Origin of the sequence: Nocardia sp. NPDC005746 (assembly GCF_040630785.1) — a bacterium.
Taxonomy (GTDB): Bacteria; Actinomycetota; Actinomycetes; order Mycobacteriales; family Mycobacteriaceae; genus Nocardia.
The window spans coordinates 504,217-522,548 of record NZ_JBEXYE010000002.1 but is presented as its reverse complement, the minus strand read 5'-3'; the positions used below and the strand labels follow the sequence as shown (position 1 = coordinate 522,548).

The 18,332-nt window shown below is 70.2% G+C and carries 1 protein-coding gene; it reads right to left on the bottom strand.

What is annotated here, in order from left to right:
* Positions 1 to 5 precede the first annotated feature (5 nt).
* A complete protein-coding gene (locus tag ABZ412_RS06285; RefSeq protein WP_357276979.1) occupies positions 6 to 18,125 on the bottom strand; it encodes an amino acid adenylation domain-containing protein in 18,120 nt (6,039 codons plus the stop codon).
* Between the last annotated feature and the right edge of the window lie 207 nt (positions 18,126 to 18,332).

Here is an 18,332-nt window from a genome sequence, read left to right as displayed (position 1 = left end):
CGGATTCAGCCCTCCAGCCGGGTGTTGAGGATCCGGGCGATCTGGGCGACCGAGTCCGGGTCGGTCATCGCCAGGTGGGCGGTGTCGATGTCGAAGGCCGAAATGCGGCCGCGCACAACCGGTGTCCAGCCGTTGTGGCCCTCGGCGTCGGAGCGTCGATCCCGTGTCGCGGTGAAATAGAGCATGTCGGTGTCGAGGACCTCGGGGCGGTGGGCGGCGGCCGCCCGGATCGCCAGGTTGTAGGCGTCGGTGAGGCGCTCGATCATGGCGGCATCGATGCCGAGTCCGGCCCCGAGGTGCTGTTCGATCAGGTCGGCGGCCTCCTGAGCGGTCGCCTCGGGGCTCACGTAGTCGACGCCCATGACCGGACCCAGGTTGCTGATCAGCTCACCCGCGGTGACGGTGCGCAGCGTGGATTCGTCGACCCCGCTCGCCTCGGCGTCCAGTAGCGCCAGCAGCGCGACTTCCTCACCGGCGGAACGCATTTCGACGGCGATCTGGTGAGCGATCGCGCCGCCCAGCGACCAGCCGAGCAGATGGTACGGGCCGTGGGGTTGCACGGCGCGGATCTCCGCGAAGTAGCGTTGCGCCATCTCCACGATCGTGGTCGGTCCCGGGTCCTCGCCGGTGATCTGCGGGGCCTGGATGCCGTAGATCGGCCGATCGCCGGCGAGGTACCGGTCGAAGGAGTGGTAGCACCACGACAGGCCCAGGGCCGGGTGGATGCAGAACAGCGGAGGCTGGTCGCCGCCGGTCCGGATGGGCAGCAGAACGTCGAAGCCGAGGGCGGTGCCGTCGACCGTGCTGCCCGAGCGCATGCCGGATTCGATCCGCTTGGCCAGGTCTGCCGGGCAGGGATCGGACAGCATCCACCGGATCGGCACCTCGTAGTCGATCTCCTTGCGCAGGTGGGTGACCACCTGCACCGACTTCAGCGAGTTGCCGCCGAGGGCGTAGAAGTCGTCGTCCGCGCCGACCCGGTCCACCCCGAGCACCGCGCCGAAGGCTCGTGCGACCTCTTCCTCGAGCCACGACGAGGGTTCGCGGAACTCGCCGACCGGGAGCACCGGTTCGGGGAGCAGCTTCCGGTCCAGCTTGCCGGACACGGTGAGCGGCATGCTGTCCAGGGCCATCACGGTGGTGGGCACCATGTAGTCGGTCAGCGCGCCCGCCGCGTGCGCCAGGATCGCGGCGGTGTCGATGGTCGCGCCCGCGGCGGGCACCACGTATCCGACGAGGTGTTCGGCCGCGCCCGTGTTGTGCACCAGCGCGATCGCGCGGGCGACGCTCGGGTGCTCGGCGAGCACCGCCTCGATCTCCCCGAGTTCGATCCGCAGGCCGCGCAGCTTCACCTGGAAGTCGGTGCGGCCCAGGTATTCCAGTTCGCCGTCGCTGTTCCAGCGCACCAGGTCGCCGGTGCGGTAGAGGCGTCCGCCGTCACCGAACGGGTCGGGCACGAACCGTTCCGCGGTGAGGCCGGGCCGCGACTGGTACCCGCGCGAGAGCTGGACGCCCGCGAGGTACAGCTCGCCCGCGACGCCCGGCGGCACCGGGTGCAACCGGTTGTCGAGCACGTAGGCCCGGGTGTTCCAGGCGGGTGCGCCGATCGGCATGTTCCCGCTGTCGGTGTCGGTGACCGGATGCGAGGTCGCGCACACGGTGAATTCGGTCGGCCCGTACAGGTTGTGCAGTTCGACCCCGGGCATGGTGCGCCGCGCCTCGGCGATGACATCGGGACCGAACGCCTCACCACCGACCAGCAGCGTCCGCACCGATGCCAGGGATCCGGCGGGCACCGCGTCGGCGAACACCGCCAGCATCGACGGCACCAGCGCGGTGATGGTGACCCGCTGGGCGGCAATGGTTTCCGCGAGATAGAGCGGGTCCGAGTGCCCGTCGGCGCGCGCGATCACCATGCGCGCCCCCATGGCCAGGGTCGCGAACAGTTCCCACACCGACATGTCGAAGGTGGCGGGGGACTTGTGCAGCACCACGTCGTCGGGTGACCACGCGTAGGTGCCGCCGAGCCACCGCACCTGGTGCACCACCGAACCATGGGTCACCGCCACGCCCTTCGGCCGACCGGTCGACCCGGAGGTGAACAGGACGTAGGCGAGGTTGTGCGGTCGCAGCGGCACGATCCGGTCGGCGTCGGTCACCGGACCGTCGTCGAATCCGGACAGGTCCAGGCCGTCGAGGGTCGACAGTTCCAGCGCGGGCGCCGCGATCGACAGCATGTACTCGACGCGATCGTCCGGCAGGTCCGGATCGACCGGTACGTAGCCCGCGCCCGCGGCGTGCACCGCGTACATGGCGGTCACCTGGTCCAGAGACCGCCGCATCCGCAGCGCCACCAGGGATTCCGGGCCTACACCACGTGCGATCAGCCAGCGCGCCAGCCGGTTGACGCGGGTCGCGAATTCCGCGTAGGTCAGCGACTCGTCGGCGGTCACGATCGCGGTCCGGTCCGGGTAGGCCCGCACCGAGTCGGTGAACAGCGAGGCGAGTGTCTCGTCGGTGGGGAGGTCGCGGTCGGTCGAATTCCAGTGCCGCAGCACGGTGTCGCGTTCCTCGGCTCCGAGCAGATCCACGTCGTACACCTGCTGGGTCGCGTCGGTCGCCAGGGCGCCGAGCAGCCGCAGCAGCCGGTCGGCGATGGTGTTCGCCGTGGCCGCGTCGAACAGGTCGCTCGCGTAGGTGACCGCGCCGGTGATGCCGGCCGGTTCACCGGTGGCGTCGTAGGAATCCTGTACGGACACCAGCAGATCGAACAGCGCGGTGTCGGCGTCGGGTGTGACGCCCGAGACCGACAGGCCCGGCAGTTCGAATTCGGCCTTGTCGACGTTCTGGAACGCCAGCATCACCTGGAACAGCGGGTGATGCGCGTGCGACCGCATCGGATTCAGCTCCTGCACCAGCCGCTCGAACGGCACGTCGGCGTGCCCGAAGGCGGCGAGGTCGGTGCCGCGCACATGCTCGAGCAGCTGGGTGAGGGTCATCTCCGGTGCCAGCCGGGTCCGCAACACCAGGGTGTTGACGAACATGCCGACCAGGTCGTCGAGTTCGGGTTCGCCGCGTCCCGCGTACGGGGTGCCGATCGCGATGTCGTCCATATCCGCGAGCCGGGCCAGGGTGGCGGCCAGCGCGGCGTGGACCACCATGAACAGCGTCGTATTGTGTTCCCGCGCGACCTGTTGCAGTCCGGTGTGCAGGTCGGCGTCGATGCTGATCGGTACGGTCGCGCCCGCGTAGGTCTGCACGGGCGGCCGCGGCCGGTCGGTCGGGAGTTCCAGCAGCGGCGGGAGTTCCGCCAATTCGAGGGTCCAGTAGTCGATCTGGGCCCGGATCAGCGAGTCGGGATCGTCCTCGGTGCCCAGCACCGCGCGTTCCCAGATCGCGTAGTCCGCGTACTGCACCGGCAGTTCGGGCAGCTTCGGGGTCTCCCCGGTCAGGTGGGCGGCATAGGCGGTCATGGTGTCCCGGGCGAGCGGGCCCAGTGAGGAGCCGTCGCAGGAGATGTGGTGCGCGACCACGGCGAGGACCCATTCGTGCTGCCCGAGTTCGAACAGCCGGACCCGCACGGGCGCGTCGACCGTGACGTCGAAGGTCGTCGCGACGAACGCCGACATCGCGTCGGCCAGTTCCGATTCCGTGACCGGGGTCGGCGTGATCGGCGTCACGGCCTGTGCCGTGGGCAGCACCACCTGCGATGGTTCGCCCTCGGCGTACGGGTAGACGGTCCGCAGCACCTCGTGCCGGTCGACCACCTCGGTGACGGCCGCGCGCAGCGCGTCGAGGTTCAGTTCTCCGGTGAGCCGCAACACGATCGGGATGCTGTAGGCGGCCGAGTCGGGCTCGAGCCGGTTCAGGAACCACATGCGCTGCTGGGCGTAGGACAGCGGAATCCGCTGCGGACGCTGCTGTGCGGTCAAGCCGATCCGGCCGGTGTTGGCCCGCGATTCGGCGCGCGCGGCGAGCCGTGCCACCGTCGGCGCTTCGAAGATGGTCGACACCGGGACGGTCTCGTCGAGCGCGGCGCCGATGCGGGCGGCGACACGGGTGGCGACCAGGCTGTTGCCGCCCAGTTCGAAGAAGTCGTCGTCGGCGCCGATGGGGGTGTCGATACCGAGGACGTCGGCGAAGATGCCCGCGACGATCTCCTCCGCGGTGGAGGCCGGGGCCCGGAATCGCTTGGCCTGCACCACGGGAGCGGGCAGCGCCGAGCGGTCGAGCTTGCCGTTGGGCGAGAGCGGGATGGTGTCGAGGGTCATCACCGCGGCGGGGACCAGGTACGACGGCAGCGCCTCGGCCAGCGCCGCCCGCAGCTCCTCGCTCGACAGGCTCGCCCCGGCCTCGGGGACCGCGTAGGTCACCAGCTGGGTGGCCCCGGTGTCGATGCGCCACGGTGTGGTGATCGCGTAGGCGACATCCGGCCGCGCGTCGAGGACCGCGTCGATCTCGCCCATCTCGACCCGGTAGCCGCGGATCTTGACCTGGAAGTCGTTGCGTCCCAGGAATTCCAGATTGCCCTCGGTGTTCCACCGCACCACGTCTCCGGTGCGGTACATGCGGCTGCCGGGTTCCCCGAACGGGTGCGCCACGAAGCGGGACCCGCTGGCGGCGGGCTTGTCCAGATAGGCGCGCGCCAGGGACGGGCCCGCCAGATACAGTTCACCGGCCACCCCGACGGGCACCGGCCGTAGCCGGGCATCGAGGACCAGCGCCCGCACGGCCTGCAACGGAACGCCGATCGTCGGCCGGTCGCCGGGCCACAGGGGTCCGGTGGCCGTGGTCACCATCGTGGCCTCGGTCGGACCGTACAGCTCCCGGAACATCCGGGTGCCCGCGAGATCGGTTCCGGCCCAGCGGTTCACCAGCTCCGCCGACACCTCGTCACCACCGGACATGACCACCCGCAGGTCGTCGAGCCCGGCCGGATCCACCGATGCCAGCGCGGCGGGGGTCATGAACGCGTGGGTGACGCGCTCCTCGCGCAGGAATTCCGTCATCTCGGCGCCACCGTAGATGCCGGTCGGCGCGATGATCAGCGCACCGGCGCCGCTGACCGCCATCAGGGTCTCCAGCAGGGCGGCGTCGAACGACGGCGATGCGAAACGAAGCACCCGGGAGGTCGGCCCGAGGTCGAAGTCGGCGCGGAACGAGGCGAGGAAGTCGGCGACGCCGGTGTGGGTGACTGCCACGCCCTTCGGCGTTCCGGTCGACCCGGAGGTGAAGACCACGTACGCCACGTTCTCGGCGCGCATCGGGTGGAGCCGGTCGGGATCGCCGACCGGCCCGCTCGCCAACCCGTCGAGGCGCTCGGCGACAGCGGCGTCGTCGAGCACGATCCAGTCCACCGACTCGGGCAGCCGGCCGGAGACGGCGGACACCGTGACACCCAGCGTCGCAGCCGAATCCGACACCATCTGCGCGATCCGGCTCTCCGGGTATCCGGCGTCCACCGGGACGAAAGCCGCGCCCGACTTCACCACGGCCCACCACGCGACCACGGTCTCCAGCGAGCGCGCGGCCGCCACCAGCACGGGGGTCTCCGGTCCGGCGCCACGGCCGATCAGCAACCGCGCCAACCGGTTCGAGCGTTCATCGAGTTGCGTGTACGTCAACGCGGTGTCGCCGGCGACCACGGCGATGCCGTGCGGGTTGTTCCGGACGGCGGTGTCGAACACCTCCGGCAGCAGTCCGGACGGCTCCGGCCTGGTGCCGGTGCGCGCTCCGGCCCGGGTGGTGAGCGCCGCGCGCTCGTCGGCGTCGAGCCAGTCGATATCGCCGACCACCATGGCCGGATCGGCGGCGACGGCTTCGAGCACCCGTACCAACCGGCGCACGATCGCCGCCGCGGTCGACTCGTCGAACAGGTCCCGGGCGAAGGTCAGCATGCCCGAGATGCCCTGTGCGACACCGGCCTCGGGGGGCGCTTCGGAGAGTACGAGTTGCAGGTCGAACTGGGTCGCCCCGGTATCGACCTCGGCGCGGGCGATGCGGACGCCGGGCAGCGCCACCTCGACCGCCGCCAGGTTCTCGAACGCGAGGGCCACCTGGAACAGCGGATGCCGGGCCGCGGATCGCTCCGGGTTCAGCTCCTCCACGACCCGCTCGAACGGCACGTCGGCGTGCTCGAAGGCCAGCAGGTCGGTGTCGCGGGCGCGCATCAGGAGTTCGGCGAACCGCTCGGTGGTGTCGACCCGGGTGCGCAGGGCCAGCGTGTTCACGAACATGCCGACCAGTTGTTCCAGGCCGGGTTCGCCGCGCCCGGCGACGGGGGTGCCGATCACGACGTCGTCGGTGCCGCCGAGCCGTCCCAGAACCGTTGCCAGCGCGGCGTGCATCACCATGAACAGCGATGCTCCACGCGACCGCGCGAGGGTGACCAGTTGCCGGTGCAGGTCCGCGTCGATCTGCACCGGCACCCGGCCGCCCGCCAGGGAGGCGACGGCGGGGCGCGGGCGGTCGGCGGGCAGGTCCAACCGGTCCGGCGCGCCGTCGAGGGTGGTGCGCCAGTACTCCAGCTGGGCGGACATCAGGGAGGCCGGATCGTCCGCGGCGCCGAGCATCTCCCGCTGCCACCACGCGAAATCGGCGTACTGCACGGTGAGCGGCTTCCATTCGGGCGCGTGCCCCGCCGTTCGCGCGGCGTAGGCCGTCATCACGTCGTGGGCCAGCGGTCCCATCGACTGGCCGTCACCGGCGATGTGATGGACCACCAGCACCAGCAGGAATTCGCCGGTGCCATCGTCGTGTTCGGCGAGTTCGAACAGACCCACCCGCATCGGAACGTCCGCGGTGACGTCGAATCCGCGCCGCACGAATTCGCCGACCACCTCGGCGACGGCTTCCTCGGGTACGCGCTTCGGCTCGACCGCGGTCGCGGGCTCGTCGAGCACGACCTGCCGCGGCTCACCCGAGAATTCGGGATAGACCGTCCGCAGCACCTCGTGGCGGCCGACCACGTCGGCGAGCGCGGCCGCGAGGGCGTCGGTGTCCAGCGATCCCGACAACCGCAGCATGACCGGGATGTTGTAGGCCGGGGACTCGGGCTCGAAGCGGTTGAGGAACCACATCCGCTGCTGGGCCAGCGACAGCGGCACCGGGTCGGGATGGGTCCCGGGCAGCAGCGGCAGCCGGTCCGAGTCACTGAATGTCCAGGTGCGGGCGGCCAATTCGGCGACCGTCGGCGCTTCGAAGATGGACCGCACCGGCACCTGCACCTGCAGGGCCGCGCCCAGCCGTCCCGCGACCAGCGAGGCGCTGAGCGAATCGCCGCCCAGTTCGAAGAAGTCGTCGTCCGCGCCGACACCGGCCACATCGAGGACCCGCTCGTAGATCCGTGCCACCAGTTCTTCCGCACCCGGTGTCGGGGCCCGGAATTCGCGGGTGACGGCGACGGGTTCGGGTAGTCGTTCGCGATCGAGTTTGCCGTTGGCGGTCAGCGGCACCTCGTCGAGCACGATCACCGCGGACGGCACCATGATCCGGGGCAGCGACTCGGCCAGTGCCGCACGCAATTCCGCACCCGACAGCTGGACCCCGGCCGCGGGCACGACATAGGACACCAGCCGGACCGGCCGACCGGGATCGTGGCGTGGCACGGTGACCGCGTACGCGACCTCGGGCCACGCGCCCAGCGCGGCGTCGATTTCGCCGAGTTCGATGCGGGTGCCGTGCACCTTCACCTGGAAGTCGTTGCGGCCCAGGAACTCGAACTCGCCGAGGGCGGTGCGGCGCACCACGTCCCCGGTGCGGTACATCGGGCGGCCGGGCTCGCCGAACGGGCAGGCCACGAAGCGCGTCGCGGTCAAGCCGGTCCTGGCGACGTAGCCTTCGGCCAGGCCCGCGCCGAACAGGTACAGCTCACCCGCGACACCGTGCGGCACCGGCCGCAACCAGGTGTCCAGGACTACGGCCGCGACGGGACCGACCGGTCGGCCGATCGTGATGGCCGCACCCGGCGTCAGCGCGTCGGTGGCCGTCGCCCAGATGGTGGTCTCGCTGGGCCCGTACAGATTGACCATGGTGCGCCCGGGAGCCCACCGTTCGACCAGTTCGGGTCCGAGGGGTTCACCGGCGGTCGCCAGCAGCCGCAGCCCGTCCAGGCCTGCGGTCGGGACCGTCGCCAGCGCCGAGGGTGTCACCACGGCGTGCGAAACCCGTTCGCGCGCGATCAGTTCCGCGAGGTCGGGCCCGGCGTAGATCTCGCCGGGGGAGACGACCAGGCGGCCGCCCGACCCGTGCGCCATGAGCAGCTCGAACACCGAGGCGTCGAAGCTGGGCGAGGCGACCTGCAGCACCACCGACATCGGGTCCACCCCGAACCGCCGCCGCTGCGCCGTGACGATGTCGGCCAGGCCGCGATGGCTCACCAGCACGCCCTTGGGGGTTCCGGTCGAGCCGGAGGTGTAGCTGACGTACGCGATCTGCTCGCGCCGGATCGGCGCGCCGCGTTCGGCATCGGTGATCGGCGCGCCCGACACCGAGTCCAGGGCGTGCAACGCCTGCGCCCCGTCCAGCAGCAGCCAGTCGACGCCGTCCGGCGGGCGCTTGCGGACGGATCCGTCGGTCAGCCCGAGCACGGTGCCCGAGTCCGACAGCAGGAATTCGATCCGTTCGGCGGGCAGCGTCGGATCGATCGGCAGGATCGCCGCACCCGTCTTCGCCACCGCCCACAGGGTGACCGTGGCCGCCAGCGAGCGGGGCAGCACCGAGGCGACCACCTGGCCGCGTCGGGCCCCGCGCCGCAGCAGGATTCGAGCCAGCCGGGTGGATCGGTCGTCGAGCTGCCGGTAGGTCAGCGAATCCGCGCCGCAGCGGACCGCGACCGTATCCGGATCGGCGATCACCGAGGCCGCGAGGATGCGATCCAGGGTCTCCGGGATCGCCACCTCGGCAGCCGATTCCGGCCACGCGGGCAGCGGTTCCCGGTCCAGGGGCAGTTCGCCCAGCCGGGTGCCGGCATGCGCCCCGATCCGGCCCAGCAGGTCGATGAAGCGGTCGAGGATGCGCCGCGCGGAGTCGTGGTCGAAGACCCGTTCGTGGAATCGGAGGATGATCTTCAGGCCGTTCGCCTCACCGTGCTCGGACTGCATCGGTTCCACGACCATGCTCAACGGGTACGGCGCCGCGTCCACGCCGTCGAGGTCGGTGACCCGCAGGCCCGCCGAATCGACGAGGTGTTGCAGAGCCGAGCGGTCGACGGGGAACGACTGGTAGGTGATGGCGGTGTCGAACAGCTCCGACAAGCCCGCGCTGCGGTGGATCTCGGGCAGGCCGATGTGGTGGTGCTCGAGCATGCGGGCCTGCCGCGACTGCATATCGATCAGCAACTCGTGCACCGTCATGGCCGGATCGAGCGGGACACGCACCGGAATCGTGTTCAGGAACATGCCGAGCGTCTGGTCGACCCTCGGCAATTCCGGGGGCCGGCCCGCGACCGAGGCGCCGAAGATCACGTCGGTCTCACCGGTCAGCACGCGCAGATTCAGAGCCCACGCCGCGTTGACGGCGGTATTGAGGGTGACGGCCGCGTCCGCGGCCACCCGGCGCAGCGCGCCGAAGCGGTCCTCGGTCAGCTCGGCTCCGACCTCGCCGGAGGACGTCGGGCCCGCGTCGGCGTCACGGGACACCCGGGTGGGGGCGTCGACATCCGAGAATTCCCGCGCCCAGGCCGCTTTGGACTCGGCGCTGTCCTGCCGGCCCAGCCAGGTCAGGTAGTCGCGATAGGTGGGGGCCGGTCCGGCGGCGTCGATGTGCTCGGGCGAGCCGTAGTAGTCGAGTAGTTCGGCCATGAGCAGCGGCATCGACCAGCCGTCCAGGATCACATGGTGATTGGTGACGAGCAGCCGGTAGGACCGCGCGCCGAGCCGGATCAGGGTCAGGCGCAGCAACGGCGGGGCGGCCAGATCGAAGCTCTCGGCCGCGTCCGCCGCGGCGATCGCCGCGGGGTCGGCCGGGCCGTCCGCGTCGCCGTCAGCGGCCGGATCGACCACCCGGAACGGGATCTCGGCGTGATCGACCACGACCTGGCACGGTCCGGCGGCGGTGTCCGCGAACGCGGCCCGCAGGATGTCGTGCCGGTCCACCAGCGCCTGCGCGGCCCTCCGCAGCCGCTCGGCGTCGACGTCGCCGGAGAAGCCGATCATGGTCTGGACGGTGTAGCCGTCGTCCACGTCCGGGTCGAACATCGTGTGGAAGTGCATGCCGGACTGCATGGGCGACAACGGCCAGACATCGGAGAGCCGGGGGTACTTCCGCTCGAGCTGATCGATGTCCTGGCGGGTGAGCTTGACGAGTTGGGTGCCCACCGCGCGATACGCGTGATGCGCGGTGGCGGGCTGCGGGGGCTCCTCGACGGTCGCCGGGGTCGCCCCGCCGTCGGCCATCGCGGCCAGCGCGGCAACGGTCTTGCCTTCGAAGACATCTCGCGGAGTGAGCGTCAACCCCGCGTTCCGCGCCAGCGCCACCAGCCGCATGGACACGATGCTGTCGCCGCCGAGGGCGAAGAAGTTGCTGTCGGCGGACACCGACTCCAGGTGCAGCACCTCGGCGAAGAGCCGCGCCATCACCTGCTCGGCGGGGGTCGACGGTGCTCGCCCGCCGCTCGCGCCCACCTCGAAGGCGCGCTTCTGCAAGGCTCTTCGGTCGACCTTGCCCGTGGGCGTGCGCGGCATCTCCTCGAGCCGCACGATCGCGGCGGGGTTCATGTAGCGCGGCAGGCTGCCCGCGAGAGCGCCCTCGATGGCGGTCACGTCGACCGATTCGCCGGGTGCGGCCACGACATAGGACACCAGCAACGGTTCGCCGGTGGGCCCGTCGACGGTCACCGTGGCGACGCTGGACACGGCGGGGTGGCGCGCGATGTGGGCGTCGATCTCACCGGGCTCGATGCGCAGGCCGTGAATCTTGACCTGCTGATCGATGCGGCCCAGGTACTCCAGTGCGAGACGGCCGTTCGCGCGCACCCATCGCACGGAATCGCCGGTGCGGTAGAGCCGTTCGCCGCGGGTGGATCGCGGATCGGCGACGAACCGCGCCGCCGACACCTCCGGGCGGTCGAGGTAACCGCGGGCCAGGCCCGGGCCGCCGACGTACAGCTCACCCGCGACGCCGACCGGCACCGGTCGCAGCCACGGGTCCAGCACCAGCGCGGACGCGCCGATGACAGGGCCGCCGATCGTGACGGGATCACCGGCGGCGAGATCGTCGGATCCCGTTGCCCAGATGGTGCATTCGGTCGGACCGTAGTGGTTCATGAGCCGCCGGCCGGGGGCCCACCGGTTCACGGTGTCGGGACCGACCGCCTCACCGACCACGGCCAGGGTGGTCAACGCCGGCAGGTGGGACGGGTCCATGGTGTTCAGCACCGACGGGGTGATGATCGCGTGCGAAACCCGCTGCGACCGAAGCAGTTCCTCCAGGTCGATGCCCGCGTACACCTCGGGCGGCGCGACCACGAGGCACGCCCCGCTACTGTGCGCCAGCAGCATCTCCGAGACGCAGGCGTCGAATCCGGGCGAGGCGACCTGCAACACCAGTGATTCCGGGGTGGGCCGGAACGCGTCGGCCTGCGCCGCGACCAGATCGGCCAGACCCCGGTGGCTGAGGTGGACCGCCTTCGGCGTGCCGGTCGAGCCGGACGTGTAGATCACGTACGCCGCGTGGTCGGCCGACAGGTCTGCCTCGGGCGGGTGTGGGAGCAGCTCATCGGTGTCGGACGTCGAAGCGTCCAGCGTCAGCCAGTCGACGGCCGCCGGGATCTGCTGTGCGACAGTACTTGTCGTGACGCCCAGTCTGGTGTGCGAGCTGGACAGCAGCTCGCCGATCCGCGCGGCCGGATTGCCGGGATCCAGGGGCAGGAATGCGGCGCCGGTCTTGGCGATGGCCCAGATCGCGACGATGAGTTCGGCCGAGCGGGGCAGGACCAGAGCCACGGTCGACTCGGGCCGTGCGCCGTGGGCGATCAGCCGGCGGGCGAACGCGTCGGCGCGCTCGTCCAGCTCGCGATAGGTCCACGTGGTGTCCCCGTACCGGATGGCCGCGGCGTCGGGGTGTCGGCGAGCGGTCGCGGACAGGATGTCGCGGAGCACCCGTTCGGGGGCGGGCTCGCCGCCGCTGACCGAGAGCAGTTTGGCGCGTTCGGAATCCCAGCAGGACGAGATCGACGCGACCGTGGCGGCCGGATCGTCGACGAGCTGCGTGAGCAGCAGCTCGAAGCGGCCGAGCAGCTGGTGGGCAGCGTTGTCGTCGAAGCGGTCGGTGGCGAATTTCAGTGTCACCGAATAGGTTCCGGTGTCCGCTCCGCCGTCGCCACGCGGGCGCGGTGGGGTCACCTGCAGGCTCAACGGGAACGGCGTCGCGTCGTGCGCGTCGATCTCGACCAGCCGCAAACCGGCGGCCGAGAGGTCGTGGGCCAGCAGCTCCCGATCGAAGGGGTAGGACTCGAGCACCGTCGCGGTGTCGAACATGTCGGTGATCCCGGATACCCGCTGCAATTCCGCCAAGCCGATGTGCTGGTGATCCAGCATCGCGGCCTGCTCGGACTGCACCCGCACCAGCAGATCTCCGACGGTCTCGCCGGGCTCGAGCCGGATCCGCACGGGCAGCGTGTTCACCATCAGCCCGACCATGCGCTCGACATCCGGAATCCGCGGCGGACGGTTCGAGACCGTATTGCCGAACACCACGTCCGGCCGCCCGGCCAGCATGGACACCAGCAGCGCCCAGGCCACGTGCAGGGCGGTATTGGGAGTGACGCCGTGTGAGCGGCCGAGGTCGAGAATCGCGGCGGAGGTGGCGGTATCGAGGTTCAGGCCGACCTCGCCCGCGTCGGCGGTGACCGTCCGCTCCGGGCCGTTCGTGATCCGCGTCGGCCGGTCGATCCCGGCGAGCATGTCCCGCCACGCGGCCGCCGTGGCGTCGCTGTCCTGCTCCTTCAGCCAGCGCAGGTATTCGCGGAACGACCGCGCGGGCGCGAGGCCGGCGGTGTCGCCGTCGGAGATGTACAGCGTCAGCAACTCGTGGATGAGCAGCGGCATCGACCAGCCGTCCAGCACCAGATGGTGATTGGTCACCAGCAGCCGGAACTGCTCGACACCGGTGCGCACGAGGTGGAAACGCACCAGCGGCGGCCGCGCCGGATCGAAGGGCGCGGCGGCGAGACGCGCGATGTCCCGCAGCGCTTCGTCCTGCTGGTCGACCAGGCTGACATCCGACGTGGCCCACTCGACCGTGGTGTCGCGCAACACGATCTGACGCGGCCCGGCTTCGGTTTCGACGAACGCGGTCCGCAAGCTGTCGTGCCGATCCAGCAGCACCTGGGCGGCCCGCCGCATCCGCTCGCCGTCCACCTGGCCGTCGAACGTCAGCGCGGCCTGCACGATATAGCCGTCCTCGCCGCCCCGGTCGTAGACGGTGTGGAACAGCAGCCCGGACTGCAGGGCGGTCAGCGGCCACACCTCGGTCATCGACGGGTAGTCGCGCAGCCACCGGTCGATCTGGTCCTGGGCGACGGTGGCGAGCGGGAAGTCGGAGGGCGTGTAGCTGTATCCGGTCGCGGACCGGACGTGATCGGCCAGCGCCTCCAGGGCGCGGGTCCACAGTCCGGCGAGTTCCTCGACGTCCTCGGCCGCCAGCGCCTGCGACGCGAATTCCCATGTCACAGCGAGCTCCAGCCCGTCTGTGCCCGCTTCGGCGATGGCATTGACATCGAGCAGAGCGGCCAGCGCCATGGCCGGATCGCTGGTGCCGGTGAGCGCGGTGAACTCGGTGGTCGGGGCCCACGGCCCGGACCGCTCACCCGAGCCCACGCGCCCGAGGTAGTTGAAGCTGATCTGCGGTTTGGTCAGGGGCGTGAGCTCGGCGCGGCCCACGGGATCGAGATGCCGCAGCACCGGGAAGCCGATGCCGTTGTCCGGCACCGCGCGCAGCTGCTCCTTGACCAGCTTGATCGCCCGTCCCGCGCTCGGGCCGCCGGCCAGGGCGTCGTCGAGGTCGAGGTCGTCCCACTCGATGCGGATCGGGAATCGGGTGGTGAACCAGCCGACGGTGGCGCCCAGATCCGCGCCCGGCACGGCCTGCTCCTCGCGGCCGTGGCCTTCCAATAGGATCGACTCCCCGGCCGAGGTCACGCCGCGCCGGCGCCGCCACTCCGCCAGGGCCAGCACCAGGGCCGCGACCAGCGGATCGTTGGCGCCGCAATGGAATCGGTCCGGGATGGTGGTGAGGACCGCCTCGGTCACCGCCGCCGGAATCCGTTCGTGGATCCGGCCCGCGGTGGCGCCGGTGTCGACGTCCGGGTCCAGGCGACGCGAGCCGAGTAGTCGATCCTCGTGCGCGAGAACGTCTTTCCAGTGCTCGAGTTCGGTCGCGCGCCTACTCTGCGCGCCCTCGGCCAAACCGTGGAGCCACCGCCGCACCGAGGTGGTGGCCGGACCCCATTGCGGCTCACCGTCCTGCGTCCAGGCCTGTGCGAGATCGGTGAGCACGGTGCGCCACGACACCGCGTCCACGGCGAGATGGTGGATCACCAGCCAGAGCAGGTCGGGTCCGGAATCGTGGTCGTCCCGCAGCCACACGGCCTGAACGAGTACGCCGTTGCCGGGGTCCAATCGATCTGCGGCGTCCTGGAGATGACGGTCGATCTCGTCGGCGTCGCGTCGGCCGAGGCGCACCTCGTGCAGCGAGGAATCCGGGTCGACCGCGTCCCGCTCGAGGACCTCGACGTAGCTCTCCGCTCCGACGTCGCGCAAGACCGCGCGCAGCATGTCGTGGCGGTCCATCACCGAACCCAGTGCGCGCACCAGACCCGCTCGATCGACGCCGTCCGGGAGTTCCACGAGCGCGGCCTGCGCGAACCGGTCGTAATGACCGCGATCGAGCATGGCGTGCATGATCGGCGACAACGGCATCGGCCCGACGCCGCCACCCGGCAGCTCGGCCAGCCCGGGCGCATCGCCGACGTCGGTGGCCACGGCCGCCAGCCCGGCGACCGTCTTGTGCACGAAGACGTCCTGGGTCGAGAAGCCCAGCCCCTCGGCCTTGGCGCGCGCCACGAGGCGGATCGACAGGATGCTGTCGCCGCCCAGGACGAAGAAGCTGTCGTCGGCCCCGACCCGGGGCACCGCGAGCACCTCCTCGAATAGCCCGGCGATGGTCTTCTCCCGCTCGGTCGCCGGGGCCCGCCCGGCGGGTGCGGTCCCGAACTCGGGCTTCGGCAAGGCGCCGCGATCCACCTTGCCGAAGGCGTTCATCGGCAGGCCGTCCAGGGGCAGCACGATTGCCGGAACCAGGTGCGGCGGCAGGGTTTCGCGGGCGAAGCGGAGGATCTCGACCGGATCGATACCGCGGCCCTCGACCGGCACGACATACGACGCCAGCACGGTGGTGCCGACATTGTTCTGCGCGGGCACGGTGACGCACAGATCCACGTCCTCGTGGGTGGTGAGCGCGGCGTCGACCTCGCCCGGTTCGATCCGATAGCCGCGGATCTTGACCTGGAAATCGCTGCGGCCCATCAGTTCGAGCGCGGTATCGCCGTTCTCGCCGGTCCAGCGCGCGATATCGCCGGTGCGGTACATGCGCGCACCGGTGCCGCCGTACGGGTCGGCGACGAAACGGGCGGCGGTCTCGACGAATCGGTGGCTGTAGCCGCGGGCCAATCCCGGTCCGGCCAGATACAACTCGCCGACGGTGCCACGCGGCACGGGCTGCAACGCACGGTCCAGGACCATGGCCTCGACGCCGCGGATCGGGCCGCCGATCGTGTGCACCTGCCCGGGCTCGAGCATCGCTCCCGCGGCGGTGACGGTCGATTCGGTGGGCCCGTACTCGTTGAACATGGCCGCCGACAGCGTCCAGCGCTCGACCAGATGCGGCGGGCAGACATCGCCGCCCACCACGACCACTCGCACATCGGTCGGCAGCTCCGGATCCACCGTCGCCAGCATGGTCGGCGTCAGCGTCAGGTGGGTCACGTGCTCGTCGGCCAGCAGCTGGGTCAGCGAGTCTCCGCCGACCACCTCGGGCGGCACGACCACCAGCGTGGACCCGGACGCGAAGCAGGTCAGGAACTGTTCGAGGGAGGCGTCGAAACTGGGGGAGAGGGCGTACGACACACGGGAAGTCGTGTCGATGCCGAAGGTGGCCGCGCGATCGGCGACCAGATTCGCCAGACCGGTGTGCGTGACCTGCACGCCCTTCGGGGTTCCGGTGGAACCCGAGGTGTAGGTCATGTACGCGACATTGGACGGCCGCAGCGGATGGCTGCGGTCGAGGTCGGAGATCGGCCCGTCCGCGGCGTCGGACAGAGCCAGGGTCGAGGGGTCGTCGAGCACTACTTGACGCAGGTCCGCCGGGAGGGTCTCGCGTAGCGCGTTCACCGTGATCGCCACGGTCGCACCGCTGTCGGCGACCATGTGTTCGATTCGCTTGGCCGGGTAGTCGGGGGCCATCTGGACGAAGGCCGCGCCGCTCTTGGCGACCGCCCAGGTCGCCACCACCGAGTCGGTCGACCGGCGCAGCATGATCGCCACCGCCGTGTCCGGGCCACAACCCAGCGCGATCAGCTGCCGGGCCAGCCGCGAGGACTCGGAGTCCAGTTCTGCGTAGGTCATGCTCCGGCCATTGGAGGTGATCGCGCAGGCGGCGGCGTTCCGGCGGGCGCTCTCGGCCAGCATGTCGGGCAGCAGGCGGGTGTCGACGGCGCTGGGCCCGCGTACGGGCAGCAGCTCATCGCGTTCCTGGACGTCGAGCAGCGGCAGACCGCCGATCCGGCCGTCGGATCCGCCCGCCAGGAATTCGTGCAGGAACATTTGGAATCGCCGATGGTGACCGGCGAGTTCGTCATGGCTGTAGGAATTCGGATTCCCCTGGAAGTCGATATGCGTGCTCTCTTTGCCCGCGCCCGGGTAGATGTTGACGAAAAGGTCGGAGGTGGGGCCCGAGGTGAGCACGTGCAAACGGCCCGTCGTCTCGCCCAGCACGACTTCGTTCTCCACCATCATGAGATTCACGGCGGGGCCGAATGAGGCGGCCTCGTCGCGCGCGATGCCCATATCGTGGAATATGTCCTCCTGGCGATACCGCTGCCGCCGCAGCGCGCTCGTCAATTCGCTTTTCACCGCCGCGATCAGTTCGCCGACGGTGCGATCCGCGACCCGAATGCGTAACGGGACCACATTGGCTACCATGCCGCCCGAACGTCGCAATACCGCGGAATGCCGGCCCGATACGGGCAGGCTCAGGAGGACTTCGTCGCTGCCGGTCATTCTCGCCAGAAAGGCCGCGAATGCGGCGACGATGATCGGGGTCACGCTCTTGTCGTGGTCGAGCGCGACGGAATCGAGCAAGTGTGCGGTGTCTTCGGCGAGTTCGGTGCTGACGAGCGCCGGATGGATGGTGGGCTTGTTGACATGGGCCGCCAGACTGGCGCCCGCCGGTGCGCCCGCCAGATGCTCCATCCAGTGGTCGCGATCGTTCTCCATCCGCGTCGAATCGCGGTACGCCAGATCTTGTTCGGCGACCAGCCGCAGGTCCTGGGCCACGCACGCCGGGGGCTCCTCGGACTCGAGCCACGCGTTGTACAGCTCGGTCATGCGGTGCAGCATGGTCACAGCGGCGAATCCGTCGAGCGCGATGTGGTGCGCGCGCTGGTACCAGAAGTAATGCTCGTCGCCGACCTGGAAGACAATGGCGGTGACCAGGGGGTCGCGCAATAGATCCAGGGGGGCGGAATAGTCCTCGGTCATTTTGCGATGCGCCGTCGCCACCGGATCGGCATCCTGTCGCAAGTCCTCGACCCGTACCGAGGCGCCGTTGTCGGGGTCGACGTACTGGAATGGCTCGCCGTCGATCTCGACCAGGCGAGTATGTCCCGATCCGAACTCCCGACCGGCCGTTCGGCAGGCTTCGGCCAGGAGTTCGGCGTCCAATTCGCCAACGATCTCGACGTATTGGGCGACGGATATGGGTGTGGAGACCGCGAGATGCTGGGCGAACCAGATTCCCCGCTGCGCGGATGTCAGCGGAAAGACCTCGTGTGATGAATGAAATGTGCCGCTTGGCAACGATTCTGGCTGGTCAGGATTGCCTTCGATGCCATCGTGCAGTTGGCGCATTTCGACCTCCAGCAAACAACGTTCATGTCAGGAACTCAAAACGCCCGAGGGCCGGCTGTCGATACGCTCACGCGTGCCCGGTCCGGGGACCATGGAATATGGCGGCAAGGTGTGACTCCGACACCCGCATCGCTGTGTACGTCGGGTCCGCCACTGAGATCATTACAGCGAGTACCAACCGGTTCGTATGCGCCGACCTCGGCGCTC

What these genes read in the sequence shown, in the direction of transcription:
- ABZ412_RS06285 (WP_357276979.1), bottom strand. Translation starts at nt 18,125, where the DNA reads ATGCGCCAACTGCACGATGGCATCGAAGGCAATCCTGACCAGCCAGAA.